The organism is Burkholderia sp. HI4860 (genome assembly GCF_002223045.2).
GTDB lineage: Bacteria > Pseudomonadota > Gammaproteobacteria > Burkholderiales > Burkholderiaceae > Burkholderia.
This window is the reverse complement of the sequence record NZ_NKFO02000003.1, coordinates 1,630,101-1,645,799: the sequence shown is the minus strand read 5'-3', so window position 1 is coordinate 1,645,799 and position 15,699 is coordinate 1,630,101. Positions and strand designations below refer to the sequence as shown.

Genomic DNA, 15,699 nt, shown 5'->3' with positions numbered 1-15,699 from the left:
GTCTCAAACCATTCATTGGAGGGCAGAAGATGGCGCAAGCCGAATTGGATGCCATCGACCGGCGGATTCTCGCGATTCTTCAGGAGAACGGGCGCCTGTCGAACCAGGAGATCGCCGAGCGCGTGAACCTGTCGCCGAGTCCGTGCCTGCGGCGGATCCGGCGGCTCGAGGAGATCGGCGTGATCACCGGTTATGTCGCGCTGCTGGACCCGCAAAAGCTCGGGCTCGACCTGCTCGCATACGTGAGCGTGCGGCTCGAGAAGCGCGGCGGCCTGGCGCCGGTGCGGGCCGACGAAACGTCGGCGCGGGCGGGCGCGACCCATGCGGACCTGTTTCGCGCGGCCGTGCAGACCTGGCCGGAAGTGGTCGCGTGCCATGCGATGACGGGGGACATGGATTACCTGCTGCGCGTGCAGGTCGAGGACATGGCGCATTTCTCCCGCTTCGTGCAGGAGCACCTGCTGCATCACCCGTCGGTGATCGACGTGAAGACGAGCTTTTCGCTCGAATGCTTCAAGGAGACGACGGCGTTGCCGATTCGTTCGGTGCGCTAGTGCGCGGCGGGGAGGGGCCGGGCGCGCGGCAGGCGCGGCCCGGCTGGCTGAAGTTACGCCGTCAGCGCGGCGGGCATCAGCGATTCGATGAACTTCGTGGTGCGGCGCGCCTGGCGCTTCATCGCGTAGTCGAACACCGCGGCCTGCTCCTGCAGCATCTCGGCGATGATCGTCGAGTGGTCGGCCGGCGGCAGCGACAGGTACGCATCGGCTTCGCCGTACGCGTACTCGATCCGCATCCCGGATTTCTTCGCGATGTGCATCATCGTTGCGTTACGCGACAGGCAGTGCATGTACAGCATCGTCACGTGCGTGTTGCGGCTGCGGATCGCCGCGCGCTCGAACAGCTTCGAGCCGACGCCGCGGCCGCGTGCGCTTTCGAGCACCGACACGCCGAATTCGGCCGTGCGCTTGTCGCCCTCGGCCGGCAGGTAGGCCAGGTGGCCGACGCCGATCAGTTCGAGGTCGTGGTCGAACACGCCGAACACGGTGTCGCGGCCGAAGTCGATCGTGCGGACATAATTCTCGATCACGTGGTCGGGCACCATCTGGCCGAAGCGCAGCAGGCGGTCCTCTTCGTCGAGCGAGAGAAAGTGGGTGAGCATCTGCTCACGGTCTTTGGAAGCCAGTTCCCTGACGAGAACCGGCGCACTGCCGACCGTGCCGACAACTTCGGCAGGGCCGTTGAATTGCGTGTTCATCGTGGGTTCCTCAGTGTGTGGCTGCACAAGCGGGTTGTGCAATGCAACAGCATTTTACCCGACGAGGGTTGGGGAAAACCCGTATTTGACGTTATTTGTGCCGAGGAGAAATTCTAAAACCGCTTAGTTAATTTAGTATCTATTTGATTTTTAACGAATTTAAAATTCATCATATGAAATGCGCGGCGAGTGGTCGAAGTGTACCCGTCGCGCAACGCATGCTGCTGCGCGGCAATCAGGCCGCCGTCGACAGCCCGCGCTCGATCAGGTCGATCACCTGCTCGGCGAAGTCCCGGTAGCCGAGGCGGCCGCCCGGCTTCAGCCATGTGAACGTCCAGTTGATCATCCCGAACACCATCATCGTCACGGACGTCTGGTTTTCCTTCGAGATGCGGTCCGGGTATGCGCGTGCGAGCTGCCGCGTGAATGCCGCGACGATGTCGCGCTGGCGGTCGAGCACGATTTCGCGCTGCGCGTCCTCGAGATACTTCACGTCGTTGAGCAGCGCGACGTGCCGGCTGTGCGACGTCTCGTATTCGGCGAGGAACGCACGCACGAGCTCCGCGAACGCGTCACGCTCGCTGAGGCCGCGTCGCTGGCTCGCCCCTTCGACCTCGGCGATGATCAGCATCAGCCGTTTCGTGTAGCGGTCGAGCAGGTCGAACAGGATCGCTTCCTTGCTCTCGTAGTAGTGATAGAGGCGCGCCTTCGACGTGCCGCTCGCGGTCGCGAGATCGGACATCGACGTGCTCGGGTAGCTCGTCTGCGCGAATTTCTCGGCGGCCAGATCGAGGATCTGCTCGCGCTGGGATTCGTGGTCGGGCGCTCGGGTACGGGCCATGGTCGAATGGGGAAGATTAGCGGTGCGCGGTGGCCGTGCGGGCCGCGCGCACCTGCGTGGAAGAGAGGGCGTCGGGCGCGTCGTCCTGCAGCTCGAGCCGGCCGGCTGCCGCGAGTTCGCGGCAGCGCCACCAGGCGATCGAGTCGCTGACGAACAGCCCGCCGCGGTCGGCGTCGGCCATGATGGTGCCGACGAGGCGCGCCGCGGGCCGCCAGTCGGTTTCCGCGCGCGCGACGATCAGCGCGTCGAGGTCCTCATAGTAGCCGCTCTTGATCGTGTTGCTGACCCAGTAGCGCAGCTCGGCGTTCAGGTGTTTCGCCTCCTGCCATTCGAGTGCGAGGCGGCCGATGCGCAGTACCGAGATCGGCGCGGCCACCGGGCGCTTGCGCGCCAGCTCGGCCGGCGAGAACATGCCGGTCGCGCACGCCTGGTCGGTGCGCGACAGCGCCGTGCGCTGCGCCGAGTCGAGATCGGCGGCCGACAGACGCACTTCGTTCAGGCGTTGCGGGACGTTGCGCAGGTGATAGGCGACGCGGCGCAGCAGCAGCTTGTCGCCGACGCTCGGCGCGTGCCACACCACCACCTGGCCGGTATCCGTCGCGAGCTGGTCGAGGCGCGCGAACTCGCCTTCGATCTCCGCGTTCCAGTCGGGAATCTGGTCGCCGAGCACGCGCTGCCAGAAGGCGGCGCGCGTGTCGGGCGTCTCGTCGGCGCCCTTGAGCGGCCCGACGCCGAGATCGTCGAGCAATCCGACGACGCGCTCGTCGCGTCCGGCTTGCGCGAGTGCCTCGCGCAGCGACGCGGCGGCGGTGCCGCCCTGAATCACATGAATGGTACTCATCGGCCTGTCGTCAACAAAAGAAAACCGCCGGCCGGGCGGACGTTGCGATGTCCAGCCGGCCGGCGGCCCCTAGTGTAAGCGAGATGTGTGACGGCGAGAAACCGTCCGGCGCCGCGACGCGACGTCGCTCAACGCTCGTCGTAGCTCACGACGACCTTGTCGCTGACCGGGTGGCACTGGCACGTGAGCACGAAGCCGTCCTTCACTTCGTGTTCTTCGAGCGTGTAGTTCTTCTCCATCCGCACTTCGCCTTCGAGCACCTTCGCGCGGCACGTGCAGCACACGCCGCCCTTGCACGCGTACGGCAGCGCGAGGCCTGCGCGCAGGCCGATGTCGAGCAGGCTCACGCCTTCGTACGGCAGGCGCAGCTTGCGTTTCTTGCCGTCGAGCACGATTTCGAGGTCGGCGGCCGGGGTCTGGTCGGTGATTTCGACGATCGGCGCGCCGGCCTGCGGCAACGGTGTGCCGAAGCGCTCGACGTGCACCTTCGCCTGCGGCACGCCGGCCGCCTTCAGCGCGGCCTCGGCTGCATCCATCATCGGCGCGGGGCCACAGATGAATGCCTCGTCGATCGCGTCGGCCGGCATCAGCGTGTCGAGGAATTCCGCGCATTTCGCCTGGTCGAGCACGCCGTTGAACAGCGCGACGTCCTGCTGGTCGTCCGACAGCACGTGATAGAGGACGAAGCGGTTCATGTAGCGGTTCTTCAGGTCCTCGAGCTCCTCCGCGAACATGATCGCGTCGACGCTGCGGTTGCCATAGATCAGCGTGAACGTGCTGCGCGGCTCGAGTTCGAGCGTCGTCTTCACGATCGCGAGCACGGGCGTGATGCCGGAGCCGCCGGAAAACGCGACGTACTGCTTGCCGTGATCGGCGTTCAGGTGCGTGAAGAACCGGCCGTCCGGCGTCATCACGTCGATCGTGTGCCCCGGCTTGAGCGAGTCGAACGCGAAGTTCGAGAAGCGGCCGCCGCGCACCCGCTTGATGCCGATGCGCAGTTCGCCGTCACGATCGTAGTCCGTCGTGCCGACGCAGATCGAATACGAGCGGCGCGTTTCCTCGCCGTCGATGTGGGTCTTCAGCGTGACGAACTGGCCCTGCGTGAAGCGGTACGCATCGCGCAGCTCGGGCGGCACGTCGAAGGAGACGGTGACGGCGTCGGCGGTCTCGGGCCGCACGTCGCGGATACGCAGCGGATGAAATTGCGGGGTCGCCATATCGATTAATAAGGTTTGAAGTAGTCGAAGGGTTCGCGGCAGTCGACGCAGCGATACAGCGCCTTGCAGGCCGTGGACGCGAATTGCGCGAGACGCTCGGTGCGGGCGGAGCCGCAGCGCGGGCATGCGGGGGCCGCGACCGGTCGCGGCACGAAGCGCACGACGTTTTCCCGCGGCGCGGCGGTGCCGCACTGTCCGACTGGCGGCGCGATGCCGTACGCGCGCAGCTTGTCGCGCGCTTCCTGCGTGATCCAGTCGGTCGTCCACGCAGGGGCGAGCACCGTCTCGATCCGGTGCGCCGGGAGGTCCGCGGCCTGCAGCGCGGCGGCAATGTCCTCCGCAATCTGCGACATGGCCGGGCAGCCCGAGTAGGTCGGCGTGATCACGACCTCGAGCTGGCCGTCGTCCGCGCGGCGGACGTCGCGCAGGATGCCGAGCTCACGGATCGACACGACAGGGATCTCGGGATCGGGCACGGCTTCGAGCACGTCCCATGCACGGGCGAGCAACGGGTCGGCGTGGCGCGCGACGGGATCGGCGTTAGCGGGGGCGGTCTGGACGGACATCGTCGGGCTCCGTTGGGCGGGGGCGGCCGGTTACCAGCTCGCGCCGGGATGCTGGCGTGCGAGGCTCTGCAGTTCCGCGAGCAGGTAGCCCATGTGCTCCGAGTGCTCGCCCTGCTTGCCGGTCGTCACATGCTGCACGGGGGCCGGCAGCGTGAGCGTCGCTTCCGCGAGCGCGTCGTCCACGTTCGCGCGCCACGCTGCTTCGAGCGTGGCCGGCGCGGGGGCGATGCCCGCGGCGACGACCGCGTCGTCGATTGCATCGGCAGCGAAGAATTCGCGCGTGTACGGCGTCAGGTAGTCGAGCGCGTTCTGCGCGCGGCGGTGCGATTCGTCGGTGCCGTCACCGAGGCGAACCAGCCACTCGCGTGCGTGCTGCACGTGATAGCGGGTTTCCTTTACCGATTTCGCGGCGATCGCGGCGAGCTGCGTGTCGGTCGACGTTTCGAGCGCGGTCCACACGTGCAGCATCAGCGCCGAGTACAGGAAGTTGCGCACGATCGTCACCGCGTAATCGTTGTCGGCGCGCGCGGTGCCGGCGATCGGGCCATAGTGCGGCAGCTCGGCGAGCGTGAAGTTCGCGAACTCGCGCTCGGTACGAAAGTACGCGTAGTCGTCTTCGGTCTTCGTCGCGCCGGTGAGCTGGCGCTCGAGTTCGGCCGCGTGCGTATACAGCATGCGCGCCTGGCCGATGAGGTCGAGGCTCATGTTGGTGAGCGCGATGTCTTCCTCGAGGATCGGGCCGTGGCCGCACCATTCGGCGTTGCGCTGACCGAGGATCAGCGCGTTGTCCGCGAGGCGCAGCACATAGGAGAGGTGTTCGGGCGTGATCGTCATGGCGCGGGCGTTACATGTGGTTGACTTCGTCGGGCAGCGTGTAGAACGTCGGGTGACGGTAGATCTTGTCGCCCGCCGGTTCGAACAGCTCCGCCTTCTCGTTCGGATCGGACGCGGTAATGGCCGCCGACGGCACCACCCAGATGCTCACGCCTTCCTGGCGGCGCGTGTAGACGTCGCGCGCCATGCGCAGCGCCATCGATGCGTCGGCGGCGTGCAGGCTGCCGCAATGCTTGTGGTCGAGCCCCTGCTTGCTGCGCACGAACACTTCCCAGATCGGCCATTCCTTGTTCATCACTTTCTCCTCAATCCTGAATTCGATGGTGTGCCGCCGCTCAGGCAGCGTGCTGTTCGGCGCGGGCGCGGCGCTTGGCTTCGTGGGCGAGTGCGGCTTCGCGCACCCATGCGCCGTCCTCGTGCGCTTTCACGCGGGTCGCGAGGCGTTCCTTGTTGCACGGGCCGTCGCCGTTGACCACGCGCCAGAATTCGTCCCAGTCGATCGTGCCGTAGTCGTGATGGCCGCGCGCCTCGTTCCACTTCAGGTCGGGGTCGGGCAGCGTCACGCCGAGCACCTTCGCCTGGTCGACCGTCGCGTCGACGAACTTCTGCCGCAGATCGTCGTTCGAGATCCGCTTGATGCCCCATTTCGCGGACTGGTTGCTGTGGACCGAATCGGCGTCGCTCGGGCCGAACATCATCAGCACCGGCCACCACCACCGGTTCACGGCCTGCTGGACCATTGCGCGTTGCGCGTCGGTGCCCTTCATCATCGACAGCAGTGCGTCGAAACCCTGGCGCTGGTGGAACGATTCTTCCTTGCACACGCGGATCATGGCGCGCGCGTACGGGCCGTACGTGCAGCGGCACAGCGGGATCTGGTTCATGATCGCGGCGCCGTCGACGAGCCAGCCGATCACGCCGACGTCCGCCCAGGTGGGCGTCGGGTAGTTGAAGATGCTCGAGTATTTCGCCTTGCCGGCGAGCAGTGCGTCGATCAGCGAATCGCGCGACACGCCGAGCGTTTCGGCCGCGCTATAAAGATAGAGGCCGTGGCCGGCTTCGTCCTGGACCTTCGCGAGCAGGATCGCCTTGCGCTTCAGGCTCGGTGCGCGTGAGATCCAGTTGCCTTCGGGCAGCATGCCCACGACTTCCGAGTGCGCGTGCTGCGAGATCTGGCGAACCAGCGTCTTGCGATAGGCATCGGGCATCCAGTCCTGCGGTTCGATCTTGCCGTCGGCGGCCATGACCGCATCGAACCGCGCCTGCTCGGGCGACTCGGCTGCGGCGTCGAGCGGCGCGACGTTGCCTGGGATGTCGAGGGATTGCGTGTACATGGCGAAGCTCTCGTCCGGTTGAGTGTGTGCGAAGTATAAACCAACCGACCGGTCGGTTAATATATTTCTTGCGGATTTGCGGCGAGACTCGGGTAAACGAGGTACGTCGGGGCGCGATCGGCCGGCGTGACGGTGATCCGGGGCGTGGGGTTCGCGCCTTCTGCGGCACAATGCCCGCTTTCGACGAGGATTTTGCCGATGTCATTTCGAAGCAGTATCGCCGCGGCCGTGCTGGGTGCGGCCGTCTTTGTCTCGCCGCTCGCGGCGTCGGCGTCGGCCGCGCCGGCCGGATGGGTGGCGGCGTGGGCGACCGCGCTGCAGCCGATCCCCGACCTGGCCGCACCGCCGCCGCTCTATCGCGCACCCGACGTGTCCGGACGGGCCGTGCGCCAGATCGTCTATCCGACGGTGTCGGGGCGTGCCGCGCGGATCCGCGTCAGCAATGCCTACGGACATGCGCCGTTGGTCGTCGAGGCGGCGAGCCTCGCGCGCGCCGGCGAAGGGGCGGCGCTGGCTGGTGCCGCGGCGCCGGTCCGGTTCGGCGGCAAGGCGTCGGTGACGCTGGCGCCGGGCCAGGAACTCGAAAGCGATCCGGTGGCGATCGATGTGGCGGCCGGGCGGCCGTATGCGATCAGCCTCCAGATGGGGGCGAACCAGCGGATGACGGTCTGGCACCGCGTGTCGAACCAGTTCAATTACGTGTCTGCACCGGGTGATCACGTGAGTGATCCGGGCGCCGCCGCGTTTCGCACCCGATTTACCCAATACGCATGGGTGAGCGAGCTCGCGGTCGAGGCCGGTTCAGCGCGCGCCAGCGTAGCGGCGATCGGTGATTCGATCACCGACGGACTGCGCTCGAGCGTGAACCGGAATCGCCGCTGGCCGGATGCGTTCGCGCGTCGGCTGACTGCCGCCGGCGTGGAGTCGATCGGTGTCGCGAATCTTGGTATCAGCGGGAATCGGCTGCTCAGCGATTCGGCTTGCTATGGCACGTCGCTGGCGTCGAGGTTCGAGCGCGATGCGCTGACGCGCGCGGGTGTGAAGGCCGCGATCGTGCTGATCGGTATCAACGACATCAATTTTGCGGCGATGCCGCCGCACGCGGGGCTCGATTGCGACCACCCGCATACGCAGGTCACGGCTGCATCCTTGATCGACGGCTACCGCCGGCTGATCGAAGCGGCGCACCGTCAGGGCGTGAAGGTCTTCGGCGCGACGCTGACGCCGGCCGGGCTGCCGGCGGCGCGCGAGGCGATCCGGCTCGAGGTGAACCGGTGGATCCGGAGCGGTGGCGGGTTCGATGGCGTGGTCGATTTCGATGCTGTGCTGCGCGATCCGGCGCGCCCGAGCGTGCTGCAGCGCCGATACGATAGCGGGGACGGTATTCATCCGAGCGACGCCGGCTACACGGCGATGGCCGACGCGGTGCCGGTCGAGCAACTGCAGGCTGCGGTGGTCGGCAAGTGACGCGTCTCTATATATAGAGGGAAGTGTTGCCGGCAACGCGTAGGTCGGCGGCACCACTTGGCCCGTCGAGCCCGAAGCCCCCGTGCGCGTCAGCGCACGGGGGCTTTTTCAAAATATTTTCACAAAGGGCTTGCGTAGACGGGGGTGGGTGCTTAGAATCACGCCTCTTTCGCGCTAACGGAAACGCGGCGCGGGAGAAGGGAAGCAGGGCGGGTGGTGTGCCGGAGTCTGGAGCGCGCCACTGGCCTGGAAGTTGAGCCCCGCAGTCGCAACGATGTAGTGTAAAAAGTTGTTGACGAACTGCGAAACACGGTTCATAATCTCGCTTCTCTGCTGCTGAAAACGCAGCGCTGCCGGGAAACACGAAGTTCCTCGCAGAATGCTCTTTAAAAATTAACAGCCGATAAGTGTGGGCGCTTGATGAAAGCGAGCTGATCCTCGGATCAGATAGCGAAAGTATCAAGAGTCTCACACTAAAGTAAGTCAGGTTTATGAAGTAATTCATTTACCTGTCAGCTTTGAGTGAGCGACCGGTTCTTAACCGAACCGAAAACAGTAACAGGTTTAAACTGAAGAGTTTGATCCTGGCTCAGATTGAACGCTGGCGGCATGCCTTACACATGCAAGTCGAACGGCAGCACGGGTGCTTGCACCTGGTGGCGAGTGGCGAACGGGTGAGTAATACATCGGAACATGTCCTGTAGTGGGGGATAGCCCGGCGAAAGCCGGATTAATACCGCATACGATCTACGGATGAAAGCGGGGGACCTTCGGGCCTCGCGCTATAGGGTTGGCCGATGGCTGATTAGCTAGTTGGTGGGGTAAAGGCCTACCAAGGCGACGATCAGTAGCTGGTCTGAGAGGACGACCAGCCACACTGGGACTGAGACACGGCCCAGACTCCTACGGGAGGCAGCAGTGGGGAATTTTGGACAATGGGCGAAAGCCTGATCCAGCAATGCCGCGTGTGTGAAGAAGGCCTTCGGGTTGTAAAGCACTTTTGTCCGGAAAGAAATCCTTGACTCTAATACAGTCGGGGATGACGGTACCGGAAGAATAAGCACCGGCTAACTACGTGCCAGCAGCCGCGGTAATACGTAGGGTGCGAGCGTTAATCGGAATTACTGGGCGTAAAGCGTGCGCAGGCGGTTTGCTAAGACCGATGTGAAATCCCCGGGCTCAACCTGGGAACTGCATTGGTGACTGGCAGGCTAGAGTATGGCAGAGGGGGTAGAATTCCACGTGTAGCAGTGAAATGCGTAGAGATGTGGAGGAATACCGATGGCGAAGGCAGCCCCCTGGGCCAATACTGACGCTCATGCACGAAAGCGTGGGGAGCAAACAGGATTAGATACCCTGGTAGTCCACGCCCTAAACGATGTCAACTAGTTGTTGGGGATTCATTTCCTTAGTAACGTAGCTAACGCGTGAAGTTGACCGCCTGGGGAGTACGGTCGCAAGATTAAAACTCAAAGGAATTGACGGGGACCCGCACAAGCGGTGGATGATGTGGATTAATTCGATGCAACGCGAAAAACCTTACCTACCCTTGACATGGTCGGAATCCCGCTGAGAGGTGGGAGTGCTCGAAAGAGAACCGGCGCACAGGTGCTGCATGGCTGTCGTCAGCTCGTGTCGTGAGATGTTGGGTTAAGTCCCGCAACGAGCGCAACCCTTGTCCTTAGTTGCTACGCAAGAGCACTCTAAGGAGACTGCCGGTGACAAACCGGAGGAAGGTGGGGATGACGTCAAGTCCTCATGGCCCTTATGGGTAGGGCTTCACACGTCATACAATGGTCGGAACAGAGGGTTGCCAACCCGCGAGGGGAGCTAATCCCAGAAAACCGATCGTAGTCCGGATTGCACTCTGCAACTCGAGTGCATGAAGCTGGAATCGCTAGTAATCGCGGATCAGCATGCCGCGGTGAATACGTTCCCGGGTCTTGTACACACCGCCCGTCACACCATGGGAGTGGGTTTTACCAGAAGTGGCTAGTCTAACCGCAAGGAGGACGGTCACCACGGTAGGATTCATGACTGGGGTGAAGTCGTAACAAGGTAGCCGTATCGGAAGGTGCGGCTGGATCACCTCCTTTCCAGAGCTTCTCGCCAAGTTGAGCGCTCACGCTTATCGGCTGTAAATTTAAAGACAGACTCAGGGGTCTGTAGCTCAGTCGGTTAGAGCACCGTCTTGATAAGGCGGGGGTCGTTGGTTCGAATCCAACCAGACCCACCATTGTCTTGTCTGGCGGTAGGTACCTGAGGCAAATCTGTACTCATGGGGGCATAGCTCAGCTGGGAGAGCACCTGCTTTGCAAGCAGGGGGTCGTCGGTTCGATCCCGTCTGCCTCCACCAATCTTCAATGACAAGCATTCGACTTGAGTCGAATCTTTGTCATTGGCGATTGAGCCAGTCAGAGGATATCAACAGATATCGGCTGTCGTTCTTTAACAATCTGGAAGAAGCAAGTAATTTGGATAGCGGAAGCGTCTTGAGATGGACGTGGAAACTATCCGGGTTGTGATTGTATCGATGTATCTCAAGATGATTCGAACTCTATGTTCGACTTAAATTGGAATACGGCACAACGCGAGAACTCAACCTGTAGCGACTGTCGCGAGACAGACTCGTTATAGGGTCAAGCGAACAAGTGCATGTGGTGGATGCCTTGGCGATCACAGGCGATGAAGGACGCGGTAGCCTGCGAAAAGCTACGGGGAGCTGGCAAACAAGCTTTGATCCGTAGATGTCCGAATGGGGAAACCCACTCCTTTTGGAGTATCCATGGCTGAATACATAGGCCATGTGAAGCGAACGCGGTGAACTGAAACATCTAAGTAACCGCAGGAAAAGAAATCAACCGAGATTCCCAAAGTAGTGGCGAGCGAAATGGGATGAGCCTTGCACTCTTTATTTGTATTGTTAGCCGAACGCTCTGGAAAGTGCGGCCATAGCAGGTGATAGCCCTGTAGGCGAAAACAGTATGAAAGAACTAGGTGTGCGACAAGTAGGGCGGGACACGTGAAATCCTGTCTGAAGATGGGGGGACCATCCTCCAAGGCTAAATACTCGTGATCGACCGATAGTGAACCAGTACCGTGAGGGAAAGGCGAAAAGAACCCCGGGAGGGGAGTGAAATAGATCCTGAAACCGCATGCATACAAACAGTCGGAGCCTCGTAAGGGGTGACGGCGTACCTTTTGTATAATGGGTCAGCGACTTACGTTCAGTAGCAAGCTTAACCGTATAGGGCAGGCGTAGCGAAAGCGAGTCCGAATAGGGCGTTCAGTTGCTGGGCGTAGACCCGAAACCAAGTGATCTATCCATGGCCAGGATGAAGGTGCGGTAACACGTACTGGAGGTCCGAACCCACTAACGTTGAAAAGTTAGGGGATGAGCTGTGGATAGGGGTGAAAGGCTAAACAAACTTGGAAATAGCTGGTTCTCTCCGAAAACTATTTAGGTAGTGCCTCGTGTCTCACCTTCGGGGGTAGAGCACTGTCATGGTTGGGGGGTCTATTGCAGATTACCCCGCCATAGCAAACTCCGAATACCGAAGAGTGCAATCACGGGAGACAGACATCGGGTGCTAACGTCCGGTGTCAAGAGGGAAACAACCCAGACCGCCAGCTAAGGTCCCCAAATATAGCTAAGTGGGAAACGAAGTGGGAAGGCTAAAACAGTCAGGAGGTTGGCTTAGAAGCAGCCACCCTTTAAAGAAAGCGTAATAGCTCACTGATCGAGTCGTCCTGCGCGGAAGATGTAACGGGGCTAAGCTATATACCGAAGCTGCGGATGCGAGCTTTGCTCGCATGGTAGGAGAGCGTTCCGTAAGCCTGCGAAGGTGCGTTGAAAAGCGTGCTGGAGGTATCGGAAGTGCGAATGCTGACATGAGTAGCGATAAAGGGGGTGAAAGGCCCCCTCGCCGTAAGCCCAAGGTTTCCTACGCAACGTTCATCGGCGTAGGGTGAGTCGGCCCCTAAGGCGAGGCAGAAATGCGTAGCTGATGGGAAGCAGGTCAATATTCCTGCACCATTGTTAGATGCGATGGGGGGACGGATCGCGGAAGGTTGTCCGGGTGTTGGAAGTCCCGGTCGCTGCATTGGAGAAGGCACTTAGGCAAATCCGGGTGCGCAATTCAAGGGTGTGGCGCGAGCTCCTTAGGGAGCGAAGCAATTGGAAGTGGTTCCAAGAAAAGCCTCTAAGCTTCAGTCTAACGATGACCGTACCGCAAACCGACACAGGTGGGCGAGATGAGTATTCTAAGGCGCTTGAGAGAACTCGGGAGAAGGAACTCGGCAAATTGGTACCGTAACTTCGGGATAAGGTACGCCCTTGTAGCTTGACTGGCCTGCGCCAGGAGGGTGAAGGGGTTGCAATAAACTGGTGGCTGCGACTGTTTAATAAAAACACAGCACTCTGCAAACACGAAAGTGGACGTATAGGGTGTGACGCCTGCCCGGTGCCGGAAGATTAAATGATGGGGTGCAAGCTCTTGATTGAAGTCCCGGTAAACGGCGGCCGTAACTATAACGGTCCTAAGGTAGCGAAATTCCTTGTCGGGTAAGTTCCGACCTGCACGAATGGCGTAACGATGGCCACACTGTCTCCTCCCGAGACTCAGCGAAGTTGAAGTGTTTGTGATGATGCAATCTACCCGCGGCTAGACGGAAAGACCCCATGAACCTTTACTGTAGCTTTGCATTGGACTTTGAACCGATCTGTGTAGGATAGGTGGGAGGCTATGAAACCGGAACGCTAGTTTCGGTGGAGCCGTCCTTGAAATACCACCCTGGTTTGTTTGAGGTTCTAACCTTGGCCCGTGATCCGGGTCGGGGACAGTGCATGGTAGGCAGTTTGACTGGGGCGGTCTCCTCCCAAAGCGTAACGGAGGAGTACGAAGGTACGCTAGGTACGGTCGGAAATCGTGCTGATAGTGCAATGGCATAAGCGTGCTTAACTGCGAGACCGACAAGTCGAGCAGGTGCGAAAGCAGGTCATAGTGATCCGGTGGTTCTGTATGGAAGGGCCATCGCTCAACGGATAAAAGGTACTCTGGGGATAACAGGCTGATACCGCCCAAGAGTTCATATCGACGGCGGTGTTTGGCACCTCGATGTCGGCTCATCTCATCCTGGGGCTGTAGCCGGTCCCAAGGGTATGGCTGTTCGCCATTTAAAGAGGTACGTGAGCTGGGTTTAAAACGTCGTGAGACAGTTTGGTCCCTATCTGCCGTGGGCGTTGGATATTTGAAGGGGGCTGCTCCTAGTACGAGAGGACCGGAGTGGACGAACCTCTGGTGTACCGGTTGTCACGCCAGTGGCATCGCCGGGTAGCTATGTTCGGAAGAGATAACCGCTGAAAGCATCTAAGCGGGAAACTCGCCTTAAGATGAGATATCCCTGGGGACTAGATCCCCTTGAAGGGTCGTTCGAGACCAGGACGTTGATAGGTCAGGTGTGTAAGCGCAGTAATGCGTTCAGCTAACTGATACTAATTGCCCGTAAGGCTTGATCCTATAACAAGTCTGCCTTGTAGATCGGCGCCGTGCCCTGCACGAGCTGCGATCCCAAGCGACAAGTTGGATTCTCGTGTGTGATACACACAACTCAAAATTACTGCTTCTTCCCGGATTGGTTGTGCTGCAAAGCCAGCACAACAACCCTCTTTGCCTGATGACCATAGCGAGTCGGTCCCACCCCTTCCCATCCCGAACAGGACCGTGAAACGACTCTACGCCGATGATAGTGCGGATTCCCGTGTGAAAGTAGGTAATCGTCAGGCTCCCTAAGCCAGAAACCCCCGCCCGAAAGGCGGGGGTTTTTGCATTGGCGCGGCGGAAACGCATGGGGCGCGGAGTGGCCGGCCTGGCCACATCCAGGCGCCGAATACGTCGATTCAGACACCTGCCGTTTCCGAGAACTCGCCGCGCTGCGCTACTGATCAAGCCGATCGAGTTGGTCGCGCACGGGTAGCTGGCGTCGGCTGAAACCCACATTCAAACATCCATCCTCCTGCTGCTCCCGACGATGGCGGCCAGGCCGAGTAGCGACTCCATCTCGTGTATCTGACTACCGCTCGGGGCAGATTTGAGCGTCGCCGCGGTGCGGCCCGGCGGGGCATCGCCAACCCCTCGATTGCCGATTCTCGGGCGTTGTTCATCGGCGTATCGAGCTCATCCTCGGCCAAAAGTCACTATTGCAATTTCGCGCCTATCAAGTTCGCGGCCCCCGTCACCACAACGAGCCCTCGGCATGCCGGGCAACGGGGCCCTCAATCGGACGTTTGGCAGCGTTCTCGCTGCGCGCGCTGAGTGGATGATGCCCATCGAGCAGACGAAGTCGAATCGCGCGGTGAATCGCATTGTGTAGCCATCCAGGGTTGTTTGTAACTCAATTGATTGCATCTTCGCTCAAGGAGGCTTGAGCGAGGGCACGGGCGCGTTTAACGCACCGGACGGACAGGGGAGCTACTAGCGCGAACCTGCGTCCGCGAGTTCGTCGACCCGATAGCATCAGAAATCCGCGCTGTTCCTTTTGACGAGCACGGGCTGCCCGTCTCGCACCGCATCGATTTCTTCGATGAGTGAATGGGCCGTGCCGCCAAAGCAGTCTCGCCCTTACCCATAACGCGAAGTGCTTGCCGCCGGCGTCGATGCTGGTCGATCGCGCCGTGCATGCGGTACTGGGATCCCAGAGTGCGGAGCCATTGCCCGGCGGAAACTGGCGGGTCCTGTTCCTGCCTTGATTTCGGGTTAGCACGACCAACGCCGGGCAGCGAGCGATCGATGTCGAAGACTGGATGTCGCACGCCAGCTTTTCGTCGTCGTCGGATGAATGCGGAGCGGAGAACGCGCCGGCGTCGAATCCTGCGCAGGTACTAGCGTTCAGTTGCACGACGTGGGCATCGTACGGGCATGCGGTATGTCATGCGTATGCCGTGGATTCGCTGCGGTAGGCCAACCAGATGCTGACGTTGGTCGGCTTGCATGATGGCGAAGGAGTGGGCGGCACATTGCAGAATGCTCGCCGAGATCGCGTCGACAAGCCTGCGGGCAGGCCCAGGCGGGACCGCATATCATCGCCGAGTAGTGGCTGCAATGCGTCGCTTCAGGCTGAGCCGCCGCACTCACCTTCTGACGCACTATCGCCTGCGCCGACGAGGTACGTGGACGCATCGTTGAGCAGCCACACGCATAGGCGATTGCATCTTGCTCAGCGGGACGCCCCAACGAAACCGACGTGTGCCGAACCGAGGCGCCGGGCATCGAGCGCGGGTTTCAGTCGGTCATATGCGACGAGCAATGAAGCTGCCGCGCTGCGTCCTGGGGCGTGGCTGTCGGC

Annotated in this window: 10 protein-coding genes, 2 tRNA genes and 3 rRNA genes; 7 read left to right on the top strand and 8 right to left on the bottom strand. The window is 61.4% G+C overall.

Annotated features, from left to right (window positions below):
- Nucleotides 1–29 precede the first annotated feature (29 nt).
- Nucleotides 30–554 carry an Lrp/AsnC family transcriptional regulator gene (locus CFB34_RS22950; RefSeq protein ID WP_089439019.1) on the top strand — a complete coding sequence of 175 codons (525 nt, stop codon included), beginning with the start codon at nucleotides 30–32 and terminating at the stop codon, nucleotides 552–554.
- 53 nt (nucleotides 555–607) lie between these two features.
- Here CFB34_RS22950 and CFB34_RS22945 read toward each other — a convergent pair whose 3' ends face one another.
- The 8 genes from CFB34_RS22945 to paaA form a co-directional block, all read right to left on the bottom strand.
- Nucleotides 608–1,255: a GNAT family N-acetyltransferase gene (locus CFB34_RS22945; RefSeq protein ID WP_039366876.1), complete on the bottom strand. Its 648-nt coding sequence runs from the start codon at nucleotides 1,253–1,255 to the stop codon at nucleotides 608–610.
- 235 nt (nucleotides 1,256–1,490) lie between these two features.
- The gene (locus tag CFB34_RS22940) at nucleotides 1,491–2,096 is read right to left on the bottom strand and encodes a TetR/AcrR family transcriptional regulator (RefSeq protein ID WP_006482923.1); all 606 of its coding nucleotides are present in this window, start codon (nucleotides 2,094–2,096) and stop codon (nucleotides 1,491–1,493) included.
- A gap of 16 nt (nucleotides 2,097–2,112) precedes the next feature.
- Nucleotides 2,113–2,937, bottom strand: coding sequence for a DUF1835 domain-containing protein (locus tag CFB34_RS22935; protein WP_089439020.1), 825 nt, complete (start codon nucleotides 2,935–2,937; stop codon nucleotides 2,113–2,115).
- Nucleotides 2,938–3,065: 128 nt separating this feature from the next.
- The gene (gene paaE / locus CFB34_RS22930; RefSeq protein WP_089439021.1) at nucleotides 3,066–4,154 is read right to left on the bottom strand and encodes a 1,2-phenylacetyl-CoA epoxidase subunit PaaE; all 1,089 of its coding nucleotides are present in this window, start codon (nucleotides 4,152–4,154) and stop codon (nucleotides 3,066–3,068) included.
- 5 nt (nucleotides 4,155–4,159) lie between these two features.
- Nucleotides 4,160–4,720, bottom strand: a complete 561-nt coding sequence (gene paaD / locus CFB34_RS22925) for a 1,2-phenylacetyl-CoA epoxidase subunit PaaD (RefSeq protein ID WP_089439022.1) — start codon at nucleotides 4,718–4,720, stop codon at nucleotides 4,160–4,162.
- Between the two features lie 30 nt (nucleotides 4,721–4,750).
- Nucleotides 4,751–5,554: a 1,2-phenylacetyl-CoA epoxidase subunit PaaC gene (paaC, locus tag CFB34_RS22920; protein WP_089439023.1), complete on the bottom strand. Its 804-nt coding sequence runs from the start codon at nucleotides 5,552–5,554 to the stop codon at nucleotides 4,751–4,753.
- 10 nt (nucleotides 5,555–5,564) lie between these two features.
- Nucleotides 5,565–5,849 carry a 1,2-phenylacetyl-CoA epoxidase subunit PaaB gene (paaB, locus tag CFB34_RS22915; RefSeq protein WP_089439024.1) on the bottom strand — a complete coding sequence of 95 codons (285 nt, stop codon included), beginning with the start codon at nucleotides 5,847–5,849 and terminating at the stop codon, nucleotides 5,565–5,567.
- Between the two features lie 40 nt (nucleotides 5,850–5,889).
- The gene (gene paaA, locus CFB34_RS22910) at nucleotides 5,890–6,888 is read right to left on the bottom strand and encodes a 1,2-phenylacetyl-CoA epoxidase subunit PaaA (protein WP_069246920.1); all 999 of its coding nucleotides are present in this window, start codon (nucleotides 6,886–6,888) and stop codon (nucleotides 5,890–5,892) included.
- Between the two features lie 198 nt (nucleotides 6,889–7,086).
- Here paaA and CFB34_RS22905 point away from each other — a divergent pair, with 198 nt between their 5' ends.
- From CFB34_RS22905 to rrf, 6 genes are all read left to right on the top strand, one after another.
- A complete protein-coding gene (locus CFB34_RS22905) occupies nucleotides 7,087–8,355 on the top strand; it encodes an SGNH/GDSL hydrolase family protein (protein ID WP_089439025.1) in 1,269 nt (422 codons plus the stop codon).
- A 566-nt stretch (nucleotides 8,356–8,921) separates the two neighbouring features.
- Nucleotides 8,922–10,451 (top strand): 16S ribosomal RNA (locus CFB34_RS22900).
- A gap of 63 nt (nucleotides 10,452–10,514) precedes the next feature.
- Nucleotides 10,515–10,591: transfer RNA gene (locus tag CFB34_RS22895), tRNA-Ile, on the top strand.
- Between the two features lie 44 nt (nucleotides 10,592–10,635).
- Nucleotides 10,636–10,711, top strand: a tRNA-Ala gene (locus tag CFB34_RS22890).
- 281 nt (nucleotides 10,712–10,992) lie between these two features.
- Nucleotides 10,993–13,874 (top strand): 23S ribosomal RNA (locus tag CFB34_RS22885).
- 153 nt (nucleotides 13,875–14,027) lie between these two features.
- A 5S ribosomal RNA gene (gene rrf / locus CFB34_RS22880) occupies nucleotides 14,028–14,140 on the top strand.
- Together the 16S, 23S and 5S rRNA genes with 2 tRNA genes alongside form the textbook arrangement of a ribosomal RNA operon.
- The last annotated feature ends 1,559 nt before the right edge of the window (nucleotides 14,141–15,699 follow it).